At 53.3% G+C, this 15,901-nt stretch carries 10 protein-coding genes and 1 pseudogene; 8 read left to right on the forward strand and 3 right to left on the reverse strand.

Annotation, left to right across the window (positions count from 1 at the left end; translation table 11 throughout):
• Positions 1-1,736: oxaloacetate decarboxylase (locus Q0X57_RS03680; protein ID WP_297727787.1), on the reverse strand; the 1,736-nt coding region annotated here is incomplete at its 3' end.
• Positions 1,737-2,280: 544 nt separating this feature from the next.
• Here Q0X57_RS03680 and Q0X57_RS03685 point away from each other — a divergent pair.
• The 8 genes from Q0X57_RS03685 to Q0X57_RS03720 all read left to right on the forward strand — a co-directional run bounded on the left by Q0X57_RS03685 (position 2,281) and on the right by Q0X57_RS03720 (position 11,995).
• Positions 2,281-4,965, forward strand: coding sequence for a TonB-dependent receptor (locus Q0X57_RS03685; RefSeq protein ID WP_297727791.1), 2,685 nt, complete (start codon positions 2,281-2,283; stop codon positions 4,963-4,965).
• Between the two features lie 139 nt (positions 4,966-5,104).
• The gene (locus tag Q0X57_RS03690) at positions 5,105-5,647 is read left to right on the forward strand and encodes a phosphoribosyltransferase family protein (protein ID WP_297727793.1); all 543 of its coding nucleotides are present in this window, start codon (positions 5,105-5,107) and stop codon (positions 5,645-5,647) included.
• Between the two features lie 56 nt (positions 5,648-5,703).
• The gene (locus tag Q0X57_RS03695) at positions 5,704-6,291 is read left to right on the forward strand and encodes an adenylate kinase (protein WP_297727795.1); all 588 of its coding nucleotides are present in this window, start codon (positions 5,704-5,706) and stop codon (positions 6,289-6,291) included.
• Positions 6,292-6,294: 3 nt separating this feature from the next.
• Positions 6,295-7,434 (forward strand): GTPase ObgE, encoded by a 1,140-nt coding sequence (gene obgE, locus Q0X57_RS03700; protein WP_007365685.1) that lies wholly within the window; start codon positions 6,295-6,297, stop codon positions 7,432-7,434.
• A gap of 63 nt (positions 7,435-7,497) precedes the next feature.
• Positions 7,498-8,235 carry a 6-phosphogluconolactonase gene (locus Q0X57_RS03705; RefSeq protein ID WP_297727798.1) on the forward strand — a complete coding sequence of 246 codons (738 nt, stop codon included), beginning with the start codon at positions 7,498-7,500 and terminating at the stop codon, positions 8,233-8,235.
• A 9-nt stretch (positions 8,236-8,244) separates the two neighbouring features.
• Complete coding sequence (hflX, locus tag Q0X57_RS03710; protein ID WP_297727801.1) at positions 8,245-9,480, forward strand: GTPase HflX; 1,236 nt, start codon at positions 8,245-8,247, stop codon at positions 9,478-9,480.
• Complete coding sequence (locus Q0X57_RS03715; RefSeq protein ID WP_297727804.1) at positions 9,467-10,444, forward strand: lysophospholipid acyltransferase family protein; 978 nt, start codon at positions 9,467-9,469, stop codon at positions 10,442-10,444. The genes hflX and Q0X57_RS03715 overlap by 14 nt, the downstream gene beginning before the upstream one ends.
• Positions 10,445-10,459: 15 nt before the next feature.
• Positions 10,460-11,995 carry a polymerase gene (locus Q0X57_RS03720; RefSeq protein WP_297727809.1) on the forward strand — a complete coding sequence of 512 codons (1,536 nt, stop codon included), beginning with the start codon at positions 10,460-10,462 and terminating at the stop codon, positions 11,993-11,995.
• 83 nt (positions 11,996-12,078) lie between these two features.
• On the opposite strand, the gene Q0X57_RS03725 is transcribed toward Q0X57_RS03720, so the two are convergent.
• Together Q0X57_RS03725 and Q0X57_RS03730 are read right to left on the reverse strand one after the other, a co-directional pair.
• Positions 12,079-14,430, reverse strand: coding sequence for a TonB-dependent receptor (locus tag Q0X57_RS03725; protein WP_297727812.1), 2,352 nt, complete (start codon positions 14,428-14,430; stop codon positions 12,079-12,081).
• Positions 14,431-15,092: 662 nt separating this feature from the next.
• Positions 15,093-15,901: pseudogene (locus tag Q0X57_RS03730) on the reverse strand (hypothetical protein); the annotation flags it as partial.

Genomic DNA, 15,901 nt, shown 5'->3' on the forward strand with positions numbered 1-15,901 from the left:
ATGCTGCGGCGACCACCGAGATCTACACAGACCTCGATGAGCTTGCCCGTGAAGTTCGTATTGACACGCTCTATCTGACCAAATGGAGTCTCAATGTAGCAGAAGGGTTGACCCGTGACATACTCTGTGCCAGTGGCTGGAGCCATTGACCCTTCAGTCGGATCGACCTCCCAGAGTACGGTACCCGTCGTCGGTGCGGGGATCATCTGCGTGCCAGCACGCATCGCCTTCTTGATGTCGCTCTCGTCGAAGCCCTTCTTAGCCAGTGCGTCAGCCTTAGCCTTAGCGAGCGAAGCCTCAAACTCACGACGCAGGTCGCCACTCTTGTAGCGTCTGTACTGCTCGGGGTGCATAGCCAGCTCAAAGAGCTCCTCGTCGTCAGGACCGAACTCCCAGCCGTTCTCCTTCATCTCCTTGCGGAACTCCTCCAGCGCATCGGGGTAGAACTGCTGTGGGTCGGCATCGGAGAACTCTAGTCCCTTCTCCTTGGCGAGAGCCACGAGCTCGGGATCTATCTTGCCAGGGATACGCCCAGCCTTGCCGAGGATCATGTTCCACATATTTTGGTCTATGGCGAGCCAGCGACCCTTGCCCTGCGTCATGTTGTAGACGTTCATCAAGGCGATGTTCTTGACATACTGGCTGAATGGGGTCACTAGTGGGGGGTATCCGACACGTGGCCATACGTAAGCGACCTCGTCGAAGAGCTTGACCAGTAGGTCATCGATCGATAGCTCTGGCTCGTTGTGATTGCGCAGGTACATATTGATACCTGAGTGGACGCCCTTGAGGTCGGCCATCATCGAGCCCATCATACCGCCAGGCAGACCGCAGCCAACTAGTAGCGAAGAGGTCTCCTTATTGGTCGCTCCCATAAAGTAACCGAGGAAGTCATCGATAAAGCTCTGAGTCATCGTACGAGCACGCATATAAGCGTCCATATTGATCTCAGGTACGTCGAAGCCCGCATCGTATAGCATCTCACGAATGGTGATCACGTCGGGGTGTATCTTACCCCACGAGATCGGCTCCATAGCAACGTCTATGATGTCGGCGCCGTTTTCGCACACCTCTAGCATAGAGGCTACGGAGAATCCAGGACCGGAGTGACCGTGATACTGAATGATCGTGTCGGGGTGCTTAGACTTGATCGACTTAACGAGCTGTCCGAGGAAGTGTGGACGACCGATGCCGGCCATATCCTTGAGACAGATCTCGTCAGCGCCAGCCTCGATGAGCTTGTCTGCGAGAGTTGAGTAGTACTCGATCGTGTGTATCGGAGAGTAGGTGATACAGAGTGTCGCCTGAGCGGTCATACCCGCCTCCTTGGCGTAGTGTATGGAGGGGATGATGTTGCGCGGATCATTGAGACCGTCGAAGATACGAGTTATGTCTACCCCCTGCGCATGCTTGACACGATACATCATCTTGCGTACGTCGGCTGGTACAGGGTACATGCGTAGTCCGTTGAGACCACGATCCAGCATGTGAGTCTTGATGCCCGCCTTGTTGAGAGGCTTGGTGAAAGCTCGTACCGCATCATTTGGGTTTTCTCCCGCAAGTAGCTTGACTTGTTCAAAAGCACCACCGTTTGTCTCGACACGAGCGAAGCAACCCATCTCGATGATGAGCGGTGCGATCGCTGCTAGTTGTTCAGCACGTGGCTGGAACTTGCCCGAGGATTGCCACATATCTCTGTATACGAGGCTAAACTGAATCTTTTTCTTTGTTGCCATCTCTAGTGTATCTATTGTTATACCTACAAGGCTTGATGTGTCACCACCTAACCTCACCCACAAAGATACATATTTTATCCACATATAGACTGCCCCAAGGCTAGAAAATACGCTGACTCATGATGACAACCTAGGGAAATATGGAGTTTAGCGTGTCCCGTAGCGCTCTAGCCTCACCTTACGGCTACCTACAGACCTCCGCTAATTGCGGTTTCTCCCGAGGAAATGGGAAATCTCCAGCGAGCAAATGAAAATTCCCCACGGAGCCGGGATATAAAACTTCGGAAGAATGAAATGAAAGTTCGGAAGAATGAAATGAAACTTCCGAAGAATTTTTTGATTCCTCCGTGGAGGTTTCAAAATCTCTACCGGGGAATCTTGCGATTTCCTTGATAGTGCAGTAGATAAAGTCATCTTGTCTCATGGTCATCTCCCTGCGAAGACTACATTTATTGACAGAGTGGGGACCTAGCAGAGGCGCTCTCTTTAATCTTTTGGAAGCTGAGAACCTCTAAAACGAAGACACGAAGAAACAGGACACACTATGCGACAGATACCTTTACAGAGCCTCTGCCTACTCCTCATACTGCACGCATTATCCTTGACGCTACCAGCCCAAGTGGTGACGACACTGCGGGGTGCCGTGCGGGACAGCGCCGAGACACCTCTCGTCGGTGCCAACATAGCACTCTATCGGCATACGCCCTCTGGCGAGCGACAGCTTGTGGCGGGCGGTACGAGCGATAGCCAGGGGCGCTTTTCTATAGTTCAGGTACCTCTAGGGCAACTCTCTCTAGAGGTCTCCTACATCGGCTATCAGAGCTACCAAGACGACCTGACGATCACTGCGGGGCTCAACCTCGGCGTCATACATCTCCAGGAGGATGCACACCTGCTGGAGGTGGTTGTCGTACAGGGTAAGGCGACCGATATGACGGTGCGAGGTGATACCATTGCTTTCAATGCTGACGCCTACAAGGTGCCTCAAGGTGCTATGCTCGAGGAGCTGGTCAAGCGACTCCCAGGAGCGGAGATTGATGAGAGCGGGCAGATCTCTATCGGCGGACAGCAGGTGTCCAAGATTATGCTGGACGGCAAGGAGTTCTTTAGTGGAGATACGAAGGTGGCTATGCGTAACCTGCCCGCATCTATGGTACATCAGCTAGAGATGCTTAGACAGCAGAGCGATGAGGCTCGTGTTACGGGCTTTGACGATGATGAGGAGGAGACGGTCCTTAATATACGTACGAAGCCCGACATGCGACAAGGTACTTTCGGACACGCTGTGGTGGGCTATGGCTTGAACCAGCGCTATGAACTCAATGGGTTGCTCAACTACTTCTCCCAGCGACACCAGACGACACTCGTAGCGGGTAGTAATAATACCAACGGGCAGGGACTCTCTGACCTAAATCTAGACGATGGTTCTAGAGGAGGACGACGGGGAGGACGCAGTGGCGGGGGCTTCAGACCACAAGGCATCACCACCTCTGCGCAGATTGCAGCTAATGAGACCTACACCCCCAGCGATCGCCTGGAGGTCAATGCGAATGTGCGCTATGGATATAGACAAAATGATCTCTCCGCACGCACCGAGACGGAAAACCTCCTACCCGACAGCCCAAGCACCTTTACCAATGAAACGACTGATGCTCTCAAACGTGGTCACAATCTAGGGGGAGACGCTTATATCAAGTGGCAAGCGACAGACCGCACGGAGTTGATCTACCGGCCTGAGCTGCATTACAGCTGGGGTGTGGATCAGGAGAGTCGCAATTACCGCACCACAGACAGTGCGGAGAGCGAGCTACATCGAGGTAGTCAGGAGAACCTAAGGAAGTATAGTGGGCTACGCCTATTCAACATGCTCCTCCTAGGTCATAAGCTCAACGATGAGGGGAGAACCCTTAGCCTACAGCTCAATGGGGGCTTCCTCGGCGACAACGCCAATACGGAGAGCCACTCGACCCTTCACTCAGTAGATGGAGAGCAGTCTCGGCAGACGCTCTTGGAGGATCACAGTCAGACCTTTAGCTATCGCATACGTACTGGCTATGTAGAGCCTCTCACGGAGCTGCTCTCGCTACAGGCACAGCTGGAGTGGAGTGACCGCATACGTAGTAGCGAGCGTGACTACAAGATGGCAGGCACAGCTAGGGAGACAGATATGAAGACCCGACTGAACTCGCTAAGCGCTGGGATAGATCTCAAGGTTGCCAACGAACTAGTTGACCTAATCGTGGGGCTACGCTTTCGTCCTACCTGGATGACCACAGAGTTGTCTCCACAAACTAACCAAACGCCCCACATACGTCGAGAGATGATATGGGCGCCCTCGCTAAACTTTAGCTACACACCGAATAAGCAGACGATGCTTCGTCTAGGCTATTGGGGACGCTCGGAGATGCCCTCTGCAGGACAGATGTACACTATCCCCGATGTGACCAATCTGCGGGAGTCTATCATAGGTAATCCTAACTTACGTCCCAGCTACCAGCATCAGCTGTTTGGTATGTTTCGTACATTCCTCCCAAGCTCTAGCCAAGCGGTCAATATTCGCTTCTTCAGTGCTTATACCCACCACGCTGTAATCAGTGATCAGTCAGTTGATGCCAAGACGCAACGCAGGCAGATTACCTATATCAATGCTGATGGCGGAGAGTATGTGCTCTATAGCAACGGCTCCTTTACTACCCCTCTCTTTACTAAGTCACTCTCGTTGGCGGTTACACTCGGCTCTGCGTACAACTATCGCTTAGGACGTATCAATGGGGTGACCAATGGGGCGCACTCCTGGACGCTCTCGCCAGACCTCGCCTTGGCTTACTCAAATAGCTGGCTCTACCTACGAGCTAAGGGAGGTGTCAGATACCATTCGGGTAGTCAAAGTCTACCGCTTGCCGCCTCGCCACACACTTACGACTGGCGTGCTGGAGGAGATGTCTCGGTGAGTCTCCCGCTAGGCTTCAAGGTAGAGAGTGAAGCGCTCTACACACAAGGGGTGGGGTACCAAGAGCCGTACAATGTCTCCTCTGTACTATGGAGCGCTGGGCTCTCGTACTCCTTCCTCAAGGATCAAGCCGCGACCCTACGCATCAAGGTGTACGACCTACTTAACCAGCAGCAGAGTATCTCGCGTCAAGTCTCCGCTACGGAGATCAGCGACACCTGGTCCAACAGTCTCGGGCGCTACGCTATGCTCCACTTCATCTATCGCTTTCGACTCTAGACGACGGGAGAGATTAGAGGTGTTGGCGTGAGCGGGGTGAGGTGGGGCATTACCTATTTTTGTACCTTTGTGCTACACACAACAGTAAAAAAAGAAGGTGGCCTCCGCTATGAGAGACCGCCAGCTTGTTATTTTCACTATGACTGACCAGGAGATTATAGTACACGACAAGACCTTTGTACCATACATCAAGGGCGAGCAGCTACGTGCTGCCACACGGCGACTAGCGGAGCAGATACGCCAAGACACGGAGGGATGCGATCCACTCTTTGTCTGCATTATGAACGGCTCCTTCATGTTTGCCGCAGAATTGCTGCAAGCGATCAATACGTCTGCTGAGGTGGCCTTCGCACGCTACTCCAGCTACTCTGGCATGGGGAGCACCTACCAGCTTAAGGAGGTGATGCCTGTGACAATGCCTTTGGCGGGCCGTCTGGTCATCATCATAGAGGATCTGATTGACACGGGCTTTACGATGATGAAGCTCAAGGAGAAGTTTCTCGCCGATGGCGCTACCGATGTACGCATCGCCACTATGCTACTCAAGCCCGAGGCACTCCAGTGTCCTATCCATGCCGACTATGTGGGTATGGAGATCCACAACAGTTTCATCGTCGGTCACGGCCTCGACTACAACGACCGAGGACGTATGCTTGATGATATCTATATACTTAAAGAGTAATCTTACAGGAATAATCATACGGTCCACAGAGACCATCTAAACCACTACTAAAAGCAATGATCCACGTAATAATCTTCGGCGCTCCTGGCGCTGGCAAGGGTACACAGAGTCGCTTCATCGAGCAGCGTTATCACCTAGAGCATATCTCTACTGGCGATCTACTACGCCAAGAGATAGCTCGCGAGTCTCCTCTAGGTAAGCGTGTGCAGAGCATTATCTCTCAGGGACATCTCGTAGATGACGAGACTATCATCGACCTTATAGGTAGCGAGCTACACCATCTGCCCGAGGGTGTTGATGGCGTTATCTTCGATGGCTTCCCCCGTACGGTTGCTCAGGCTGAGGCGCTGGATGCACTCCTAGAGAAGGATAAGACGAGCGTGGACTGCTTGATTGAACTCAAGGTGCCCGAAGAGGAGCTCCGTACACGTCTCCTCAATCGTGCCAAGATAGAGGGCCGCGCTGATGATACGCCCGAGGTAATCGCTGACCGCATACGTGTCTACAACGAGCGTACGCTCCCGATCGTAGACTACTACCACCGCAAGGGGCTACACTACGAGGTGCCAGGCGCTGGCTCCATAGAGGAGATCACGGAGACTATCTTTGTGGCTATAGACAAGAGCTTACAGGATAATAAGTAAACGATGGCAGGTGAGAGCAACTTTGTAGATTATGTCAAGATCTATCTCCGCTCAGGCAAGGGCGGGAGAGGATCGGCACACTTTCGTCGTGAGAAGTACATCCCCAAGGGTGGCCCGGACGGAGGTGACGGTGGCCATGGGGGTAGCATCTATATAGAGGCCAACCAAAACTACTGGACGCTCCTACACCTGCGCTACAACCGTCATATCATCGCCGAGAGTGGCGGAGCGGGCGGTGCTAAGTTACAGACGGGTGCCGATGCGCCCGACATTGTCATTGAGGTGCCTTGCGGGACGAGCGTGCATGACGCCACGACGGGAGAGTTTATACTAGATGTGTCGCAGCATGGCGAGCGGCACCTGCTCCTCCCTGGCGGTCGTGGGGGCAAGGGCAATAACTTCTTCAAAACATCGACAAACCAAGCGCCTCGCTACGCACAGCCTGGCGAACCGAGTCAGGAGCGTCTCGTGGTGCTACAGCTCAAGACGCTGGCTGATGTGGGACTAGTAGGACTGCCCAATGCGGGTAAGTCGACGCTCCTAGCAGCGCTCTCAGCGGCGAAGCCTAAGATTGCGGACTACCCCTTCACGACGCTACAGCCAAACCTCGGGATGGTCTCCTATCGTGACAACCGCTCCTTCGTAATGGCGGACATCCCAGGTATCATCGAGGGAGCTGCCGAGGGCAAGGGGCTAGGGCTTCGCTTCCTCAGACATATCGAGCGCAACTCGATCCTGCTTTTTATGGTGCCTATTGACAGCCCCGACATCACTGCCGAGTATCGGATGCTATGCCGTGAGCTGGAGGAGTACAATCCTGGCCTGATCAACAAGCGACACATCCTGGCGATCACCAAGATAGATATGGCGGACAGCGAGCTTATTGACCTGGTCTCGGAGACGCTGCCCGAAGAGGTGCCGACGATCTTTATCTCTGCCGTGGCGCAACGAGGGCTGACCGAACTGAAGGATCTGATATGGCGAGAGATCAATGCGCCCTCACTACACGATCCGAACGAGATCCTGCGTCAACCGCTCAATGACCGAACCACACAAGAGGACGATGATCCAGATAATCCGCTACCTAAGCTTAAGGTGGAGGAGGATCACGACCTCATCGATGACATCATTTGGGAGGAGTAACTGCCTACGAGGATGATGGTCTCGACTCTTTTATCTTATAACTACTAACTTAGCATATACCCTATGAACTATCATCAATACAGTACTCCCGAGCTAGTCACGACACAGCTCGCACAGTTTATCGCTGAGGCGGTTGAGGCGACCGAAGGCGACTTTCATCTAGCGCTCTCTCTAGAGGAGCATGCGGAGATCTTGGCAAAGGCGCTCACCTCGGAGCCTTGGCGCAGTCGCATAGCGTGGGATCGGGTACACTTTTACCTCCTTCACGAGCAGCTGGGCGGAGCCGACCTAGCGCATCGCTCGCGACTACAGCGCTTGCTCTTTGATCCGCTACAGATTCCTGCGGATCATATCCACGCTCTGGAGGAGCCCGCACAAGAGCCCGCACAGGCTGCGACGGCTCTGCAGCAACATTTGGCGGAGCGTGTACGACACTTGGACGGTCACCCGCAGTTTGACCTAGCTCTCCTTGAGATGGGCGTGGACGGTCACCTCGCAGGGGTCTATCCCGATCAGGTGGAGCTGTACATCTCGGACGATGTCTTCGCACCCAATGAAATGACCACCGAGCAGGGGGAGCCACGTCAGCTGGTTACCGTCACGCTGGAGGCGCTTGAAGAGTCTAAGCGTTTGGTCTTCCTCGCACTCGGACAGGATGTGCGCCACGCTGTAGGGCACATTGTCAATCTACTCCCCGAGGCGAAGGCTTATCCCGCCAATTTCCTCGCAGCGAAGATTCCCTGGGTACATCTCTTCGCCGATGATCAGGCGATGCGTGAGAAGTCATACGCTATCTATTAGTCCTCCTGTATGAAAGAGTTTATCAAGACTTCTCAATCTAGTGAGCGCACGATCCTCGTGGGGCTCATCACGCCCGATGTGTCGGAGACGCAGGCGGAGGAGTATCTTGATGAGCTGGCCTTTCTCTCAGAGACTGCGGGGGCGGAGCCTGTGGCGCGCTTCTTACAGCGTCTTGACACGCCGAACCCCGCCACCTTTGTGGGCAAAGGCAAGCTCGACGAGATCGCCGAGTATGTCTCTGCCCACGAGGTGGGGCTGGCAATCTTTGACGATGAGCTGGCACCCAATCAGCTACGCAACATAGAGCGCCAGCTAGGCATTCGCATCTTGGACCGTACTTCGCTGATCCTCGACATCTTCGCCACAAGAGCGCAGACGGCGCACGCCAAGACGCAGGTTGAGATGGCGCAGTACCAATATATGCTCCCGCGTCTGACCCGACTGTGGACGCACCTCGAGCGACAGCGTGGTGGTAACATCGGACTACGTGGACCAGGCGAGACGCAGCTAGAGACCGACCGACGGATTATCCTACGCAAGATCTCACAGCTCAAGGAGCAGCTCAAGAAGATCGACAAGCAGAAGAGCGTACAGCGTCAGAACCGTGGCAAGATGGTGCGTGTCGCCCTCGTCGGCTACACGAATGTGGGTAAGTCTACGCTGATGAATGTTTTGGCGAAGAGCGACATCTTTGCCGAGAACAAGCTCTTTGCGACTCTCGACACGACCGTTCGCAAGGTCGTTTTGGGCAATCTTGCCTTCCTTCTAGCCGACACCGTGGGCTTCATACGCAAGCTCCCGACACAGCTGGTGGAGTCGTTCAAGAGTACCCTTGACGAGGTGCGCGAGTCGGACCTGATCCTGCACGTTGTGGACATCTCGCACCCCGAGTTTGAGGATCAGATAGCAGTAGTCACGGAGACGCTCCGAGAGATTGATGCGCTGGGCGACAAGCCACAGATATTGGTCTTCAACAAGATCGACGCTTACCAGCACATCCCCAAAGATCCCGACGATCTGACGCCAGCGACCAAGCTTAACCGCACACGGGAGGAGCTGGAGAAGAGCTGGATGGCGCGCATGGGCAATGACTGTACCTTCATCTCGGCACGTACGGGCGAAGGTATGGACGAGCTACGCCGACTCCTCTACGATCGTGTCAAGGCGATCCACATACAGCGCTACCCTTACAACGACTTCCTCTACCAAGACTATAGCGATCTGACGGACGATGGCGCAGAGTAACCAGCTCACACGATGGCAGCGACTAAGGTTTCGGCTGATGCGCTCTACATTGCGGGGCTTGGCTCGCTTGCCCCGCTCTTTCGTTGACAAGGTACTGGTCCCTGCATTGGACTGGCTCCTTTATCATCTCTTTAAGTACCGCCGTCAGGTGGTGGAGGAAAACATTCGTCTCACGCTCACGCACCTCTCACCTGCTGAGCAAAAGGCTGTCGGCAAGCGCTTCTACCGTCACCTCGCAGAGCTGATGCTTCACGAGGCTCGCTACGCTTATGGGTCTGACGAGCAGGTACGCCAGCTCTTTCGCCTTGAGCAGACGGAGCTACTGGATCAGCTCTACGAGGCGGGGCACCGACAGGTCTTCGTTCTCTTGGGACACATTGGTCCCTGGGAACTGATGGGCTCCTCGTCATTGCATTTAGACCGTACCCGCTATCAGTTACACGTCATCTACAAGCAACTCCACGATCCTATCGCAGACCAGCTCACCCATGAGATGCGGGAGCTACACCACGCTCGCTGTATCGAGATGATGCAGCTAGCTCGTACGCTCATACGCCATCGTAGCGAACGGGCGGGAGAGCGTATGCAGATCTATTGTCTACTAGCTGATCAATCTCCTAGCTACGAGCAGATGCGTTACGCCTCATTGCTCTTCGGACGCACCACCCCCTTTGTCACAGGGTGGAGCCATCTAGCTGCCAAGCTACAGATACCGCTCCTCTTCTATGAGATACGCTATGACGACCAAGCGAAGCAGTGGGTCGGTACCTTCCGTCTGCTCTGTGAGCATCCGACGAGCGAGATACAATACCAGCTTGTCGACGACTATGCGACACAGTTAGAAGGAAACATCTGTCTATCCCTCCATCGATGGCTTTGGAGCCATAAGCGCTGGCGCTTTGACCCGCACGACTTCCCGCAGGTGGTCTACTCGCCTCGCTGTCGTGATCAACATCAAAAGTAATACCTATAATATTATATGTCATCCCATACCTCCACCCCTGAGGCGAACACGTCATGCTCTCGTCTAATGAGTTGCCTCTCGCGCTACTTCTACGTAGTTGTCGTAGGTATCGCACTCATCGTCGTAGGCATCGTAGCCCTCACGGGAGCCTATCCTCGGCATACGCCTGACTCACTCCTAGCTGCAGATATACTCCGCTTCACTCCCTTGCTACTCACCGTGAGTCTGCTTATGGTCTTTGGTGCTTTGCTTCTCCCATGGCTCTTGGCAAAAGGGGAGTCCCGTACGACCAGTGCAAAGCTAGACTATCGACATCACTTCGCACCTCTCCTCTGTTTCGGCTTAGGCTATGCGAACCTATTACTCGGCATCGTGCATAGTCACCTTGGCTTGGTAGCGCCATTTCTCCTCGGTATACTTATTGGCAGCCGTTGGAGGCGACAAGGCGACCTCCTCCATACCCTTCGTGCTAGGGCGCTCTATCCGCTAGCCCTTTGTGCCGCACTCTATGTCCTCTACACCGCTATGGTTGCATTGGGATGGTCCACCAGTCGGGAGCGAGCGCTGGACTATTGGGGCAAAGAGATATGGCTATTCCTAGTCCCCCTCTGCTTCTTCATCTATAGCGGGGCTTCGCAGCGACTGATGCGTGACTTTTGGATGAGTGCACTACGTATCGGGTGGATTTACATTGTGACCGTCCTCACCTTCTTCTATGCCCTGCTAATCAGCTGTGGCAGTAGTCCGCTCATCACGCTCACGCTCAGCAAGTATTATCTACATGATGCAGGCTTCGTAATAAGCACCACCCATATGCTTATGCCTTTTACCTTCACACACTACACTTACCTCGGCGTCTTCCTTTTGACTCCCATTGTGATGACCATACGTAGTAGCAGTCGTTCTCTACGCCTTCAGGCTGAGTGTCTACTCCTTGGGGTCATACTCTACGCCTGCGCTTTGCAGGCTCGCTATCTGCTCCTGATGGCACTCCTTTTAGTAGCGTATACTGTCGCTTGCAAGCTCCTTGACTGGGGGGGGATCACACGACGTCAGCCCAATCTTATGCCTTATCTTATGCTTGCTGGAGCTATCCTCTTTACTTGTGTTTATACCACCTCACCTAACCTTGTAGGGGGGTATCTCGGAGGGGGGATCCGCAATGATCTCCTACAGATGAGCTATCAAGCCCTCCGTGAGGTTCCCATCTGGATCGGTGGAGGGCTAGACTATGTCTATCAACTCTTACTCCCCCTGCCGATTAATGCCGAGCAGGAGAACTCTATCATACACTTTCACAATCAATATATGCAGTCGCTCGTACAGAGTGGTATCATCGGGCTATTGCTTTGGATCTCAATTCTTAGCTCTATGTTCTGGATAGCTCGACGTCAGCGCAATAGGGCTCTCGTCGTCCTCACCGCCCTATGGGTTATACTCTGCAATGTAGACCTTGTGAGCTATATGTCCAACTACCTCATCGGGATGATGTTCGTCCTCTGCCTAGCGCTCAGCACACAGGGCGATGACAAGCTCCAACTGGCAGACTAATCAGCCTTCCATATATAATCATAGCCACCCTCTCTACAGCGAGTGGGTGGCTATTTTTATGAAATGGACTAATTGAAGCCTCTCTAGAAGTGGAAGGAGAGGTCTGCCCCGAAGGTGCGTGGCTGAGCCTGCTGGAGGAACGAATTGCCAAACGACTGGAAGTAGAAGGTCGCATAGCGCGTATCCGTCAGGTTGCGCCCCCACAAGGTTACTGTGACGTAGGGGAGACGTACTCCAAGGCGAGCACCGAGCGTCATGTAGGGATCTTGATGATGCTTATTCTCCGAGTCCCAGTAGATCGGGCCATTGCCACGTAGCTCTACGGAAGCGAGTACCCCCTTGAGCCAAGAAGTCTGGATAGGCTCATCAAGCTGGAGCATCGTAGCGTAGGTATGTGCTGGGACATAGGGGATAAAGTTCCCCTTATAGTTCACCTCTATCGGGGCACCACCCTTAGGATTAGCACGGCTCGTGAGGTAGTCCTGGAAAGTCGCATGCGTATAGCCATACTGCGCAGAGATCGTTAGCGAGCGCCATAGACGAGCCTTGATACTCGTCTCAGCACCGAGTGAGAGCGCCTTACCTGCATTGACCGTCGTACGACCGGTCCCCGTCGTGACGAAGCGAGCTACCTGTAGGTCTCGTATCCACGAGCCGAAGAGCGTAGCCGATACGAAGAGGCGATCCTGAAGCGTCAGGAGACGTCCGCCCAGCTCTAGATTGTAGGCATGCTCCGGCTTGAAGGCTGCTAGGTTAGCGTCGCCCGTCTGTACCTGAGGTTGCTGCTTACCCTGCGACATAACCAGCGCCATCATCTCGCGCTGAGCCTGTTGCATGAGCACCTCAGTCATCATCTGCTCATTGTAACCACCCGTCTTGTAGCTCTTAGAGGCTGCGACAAAGAGGTAGCTACTACCCGTGGGGCGATAGCTCAGTGAGAGCTTCGGTAGGATCTGGAAGAAGTCCTGATACCCGCCCTGACCCATCAGACGACTGGTCACATCAAAGTGATGCTTCGCATCGGGCTTTTTCTTAGGAGCCACGTCTAGCCCTAGGCTAAAGTCGCTATCGAAGTCCATCGACTGACGCTCCGCATCAAGGCGTACGCCCAGGTTAAGGTCAAAGCCCGTCCAGCCAAACGGCTCGTGCAGATTGCTCTCGTGATAGAGTGCGACACCGTAGCTACGCTTGTCAAAGAGATTGTGGTTGACCCGCTCCTTAGAGGCATCGACCGTCAGGAGTACAGGCACCTTGTCATTCTTGTTTGCTTTGTTTAGCCCAGGCTGTATCATCGCCATCAAGCCCTCGGGACGGATCGCTACTGGCACCTCCATATGATTCATCTGGTAGATACCATTCAGACCCACAGTCCAGTTGTAGGTCGTCTGCTCACGGTTGCGCAAGATAAGATCTGCCGTCACCGCATCCTGGTGCTGTCGCTGGTTGATCGTAAAGATGTCCCGAGGCGTGTAGTCCTGATCCATCAGCATATTATCTCTGAGCGCTTGATAGCTCGTGGTGAAGTCTAGACGTATCTCGTCCCAGCTCTTGTCATAAGCTAGACGCGCCTCACCGATAGTACGATCATAGGAGCCAGGAGCATTGTAATTGATCGGCATCATCTCGCCACTCTTGGGGTTGATCATCGCATAGGGGAAAGCTCCCTGACGCACTCCATCCCATACACCGGCTAGGCGAAGTCTTTGCGTCGCATCGGGGCGCCACTCGAAGTGTAGGTTAGCGCCGTACGCCTCCTCTGCATCAGCAGGACGACCGTCGAAAGCATTAGTATAGAACCCATTATTCCTATTATAGTACCCACCGAGGGCAAGACCCACCTTGGAGTTAAAAGCGTGAGCCAGTCTAGCCGCTCCCTCGATGATACCGTGATTGCCCACCCGAGCATGCACATCCAGTGCCGGATCGTCAATAGGCGAGCGAGAGGTCAGCAGGATCGTTCCCGCCATAGCGTTGCGACCATAGATATTACTATGCGCACCGCTCATCACCTCAATAGACTCGATGCCGAGGAGGTAGCGATTGATCGACTGGTTAAGTACTGGTACTCCATCGATAAAGAAAGCGGTGGACTGACCGCCACTACGCGTCCCGATACCACGCATATAGATCGGCGAGGTGAGACGTGAGCCATAGTCTGGCATGTAGAGATTAGGCACGACGCTCGTCAAGTCTGAGAGATGCTTGATGTCATACTCTCGTATCATGGTCGGAGTCACTAGGCTCATAGCGCCAGGCGTGCTCATCAGCAGACCCGCCTGACGTAGTAGTGGACGACTTGTGATCACCCGCACCTCGTCCAGCTCGTAGCTCATTACCGAGTCCGTGACCACTGGCTTCTCGTCAATAGCCCCGTAGAGTGGCAAGAAGAGCAGACTCGCCAAGGGGGCAAATAGTAGTTTTCGTAGGTTCATCATGTATTGAAAATGGATTACTGGGCGCAAATGTAAGCAAACGAGCTATAAAAAGAGGTCTATTAGTACGTGCCTGTTCTAAGCCTGCAAATCGCTTGATATTTTCCGTCAAGTTGGTCTGAAAACGTCTATTCCGAAACAGTCTCCAAGACGACCGCACATTTCAATTCTTCCGAAGAATTTGCTAAAAAGCTCGGAGGAAATCGCCCATTTCTTCCGAAGTTTGAAATAAAAGTTCGGAAGAATGAAATGAAACTTCGGAAGAAAGATTTTGAAGTTCCGAAGAATTTCTCGTTTCCCCGCTGGATATTCTGAAAGCCCCACCGAAGAATTTTCATTTTCCCACCGAAGAGGCTGAGAGGAGCTCTCTCACTTTACACCTTACGTCAGCGCTGCCCCCCTTTTTTAGGGAAATCAAAATCTGTAGGACACAAAGTCCATAGCTCAAACGCTCCCGCCTATATCGAGCAAGCATTACACGTTTTCTCACGTGAAACTTGGGCTAAGGTCGTTGATATACAAGGCGTCATGCACATCTTCAAGCTTTTGTGCCACTAGCTTATATAGAAGCAAAAGCGAGGGCTCAACTGCTGATATAGCGGTTGAGCCCTCGCTTTACGTTTTGCTGTCGCTGAAACTTTGATCAGGCAGCAATGACAAAAAGACTAGTCTGCAAATAGTCTTACTGTCCTATCTTGTGTTGTGTAGATCGAACTTAGATAGACTGATGAGGTGTCAAATGCAAGAGCCCAAGCCGTATACTCTTCCTCTCCAGCGGAGCTAGACCAAAAGAAGCCATCAGAGCCCTGCCATCTAGCCTTTCCATAGGAGAATGATCCTGAGGCTGGCAGTATGCGGACTATATCAGACTCCGTATTGCTCTCCCAAAACTCAGGCTTAGCTATATCATCAACCGTAACCTTGTTTGCTTTGCTATCTAAGGGGCGAGCCGTGATCTTGAGGACTCTTTTGTCGTTGAGAAGCATCGATTCATACCGCCAAGCGGAGACATACTTAGTACCCTTAAAGCGTAGCGCATGAGCCTTATTGCTACTTACACTACCGCCACGGTAGTCATTGGTTGAAGAGATGCTTTCGCCATTGATTACAACTGTTTCGGACACATCATTGTGCCTAAAGGGAGAGGTAAATGATAGGTAGTCATCGCCACTTGAAGCTACGGGGACTATTGCCATCCACTCCTCTTTGCTGGGGAGGTGGTACTTCTTACCTGCTATGGTTATGTTGGTAAACTTCTTTACCGCGTTCTCATAGGAGAAGTAACCGCTCACATCGAGAGCTTGTGTCGTGACGAAGTCCGTGCCCTCGGGATTAACGTTGTACTCAGCGAGGTATGCCAGTGGCAGCGTTACGGTCTGATTGGTTGAGAGCGTGGAGAATTCGACTTTGGTGAGGGGGCCCCACTTACCGTCGGCGTTCTTTGCCATAGCTACGGCGTAGTAGGCGGTGCCTG

This window comes from uncultured Porphyromonas sp. (genome assembly GCF_947254915.1).
In the GTDB taxonomy this organism is placed as follows: Bacteria; Bacteroidota; Bacteroidia; order Bacteroidales; family Porphyromonadaceae; genus Porphyromonas.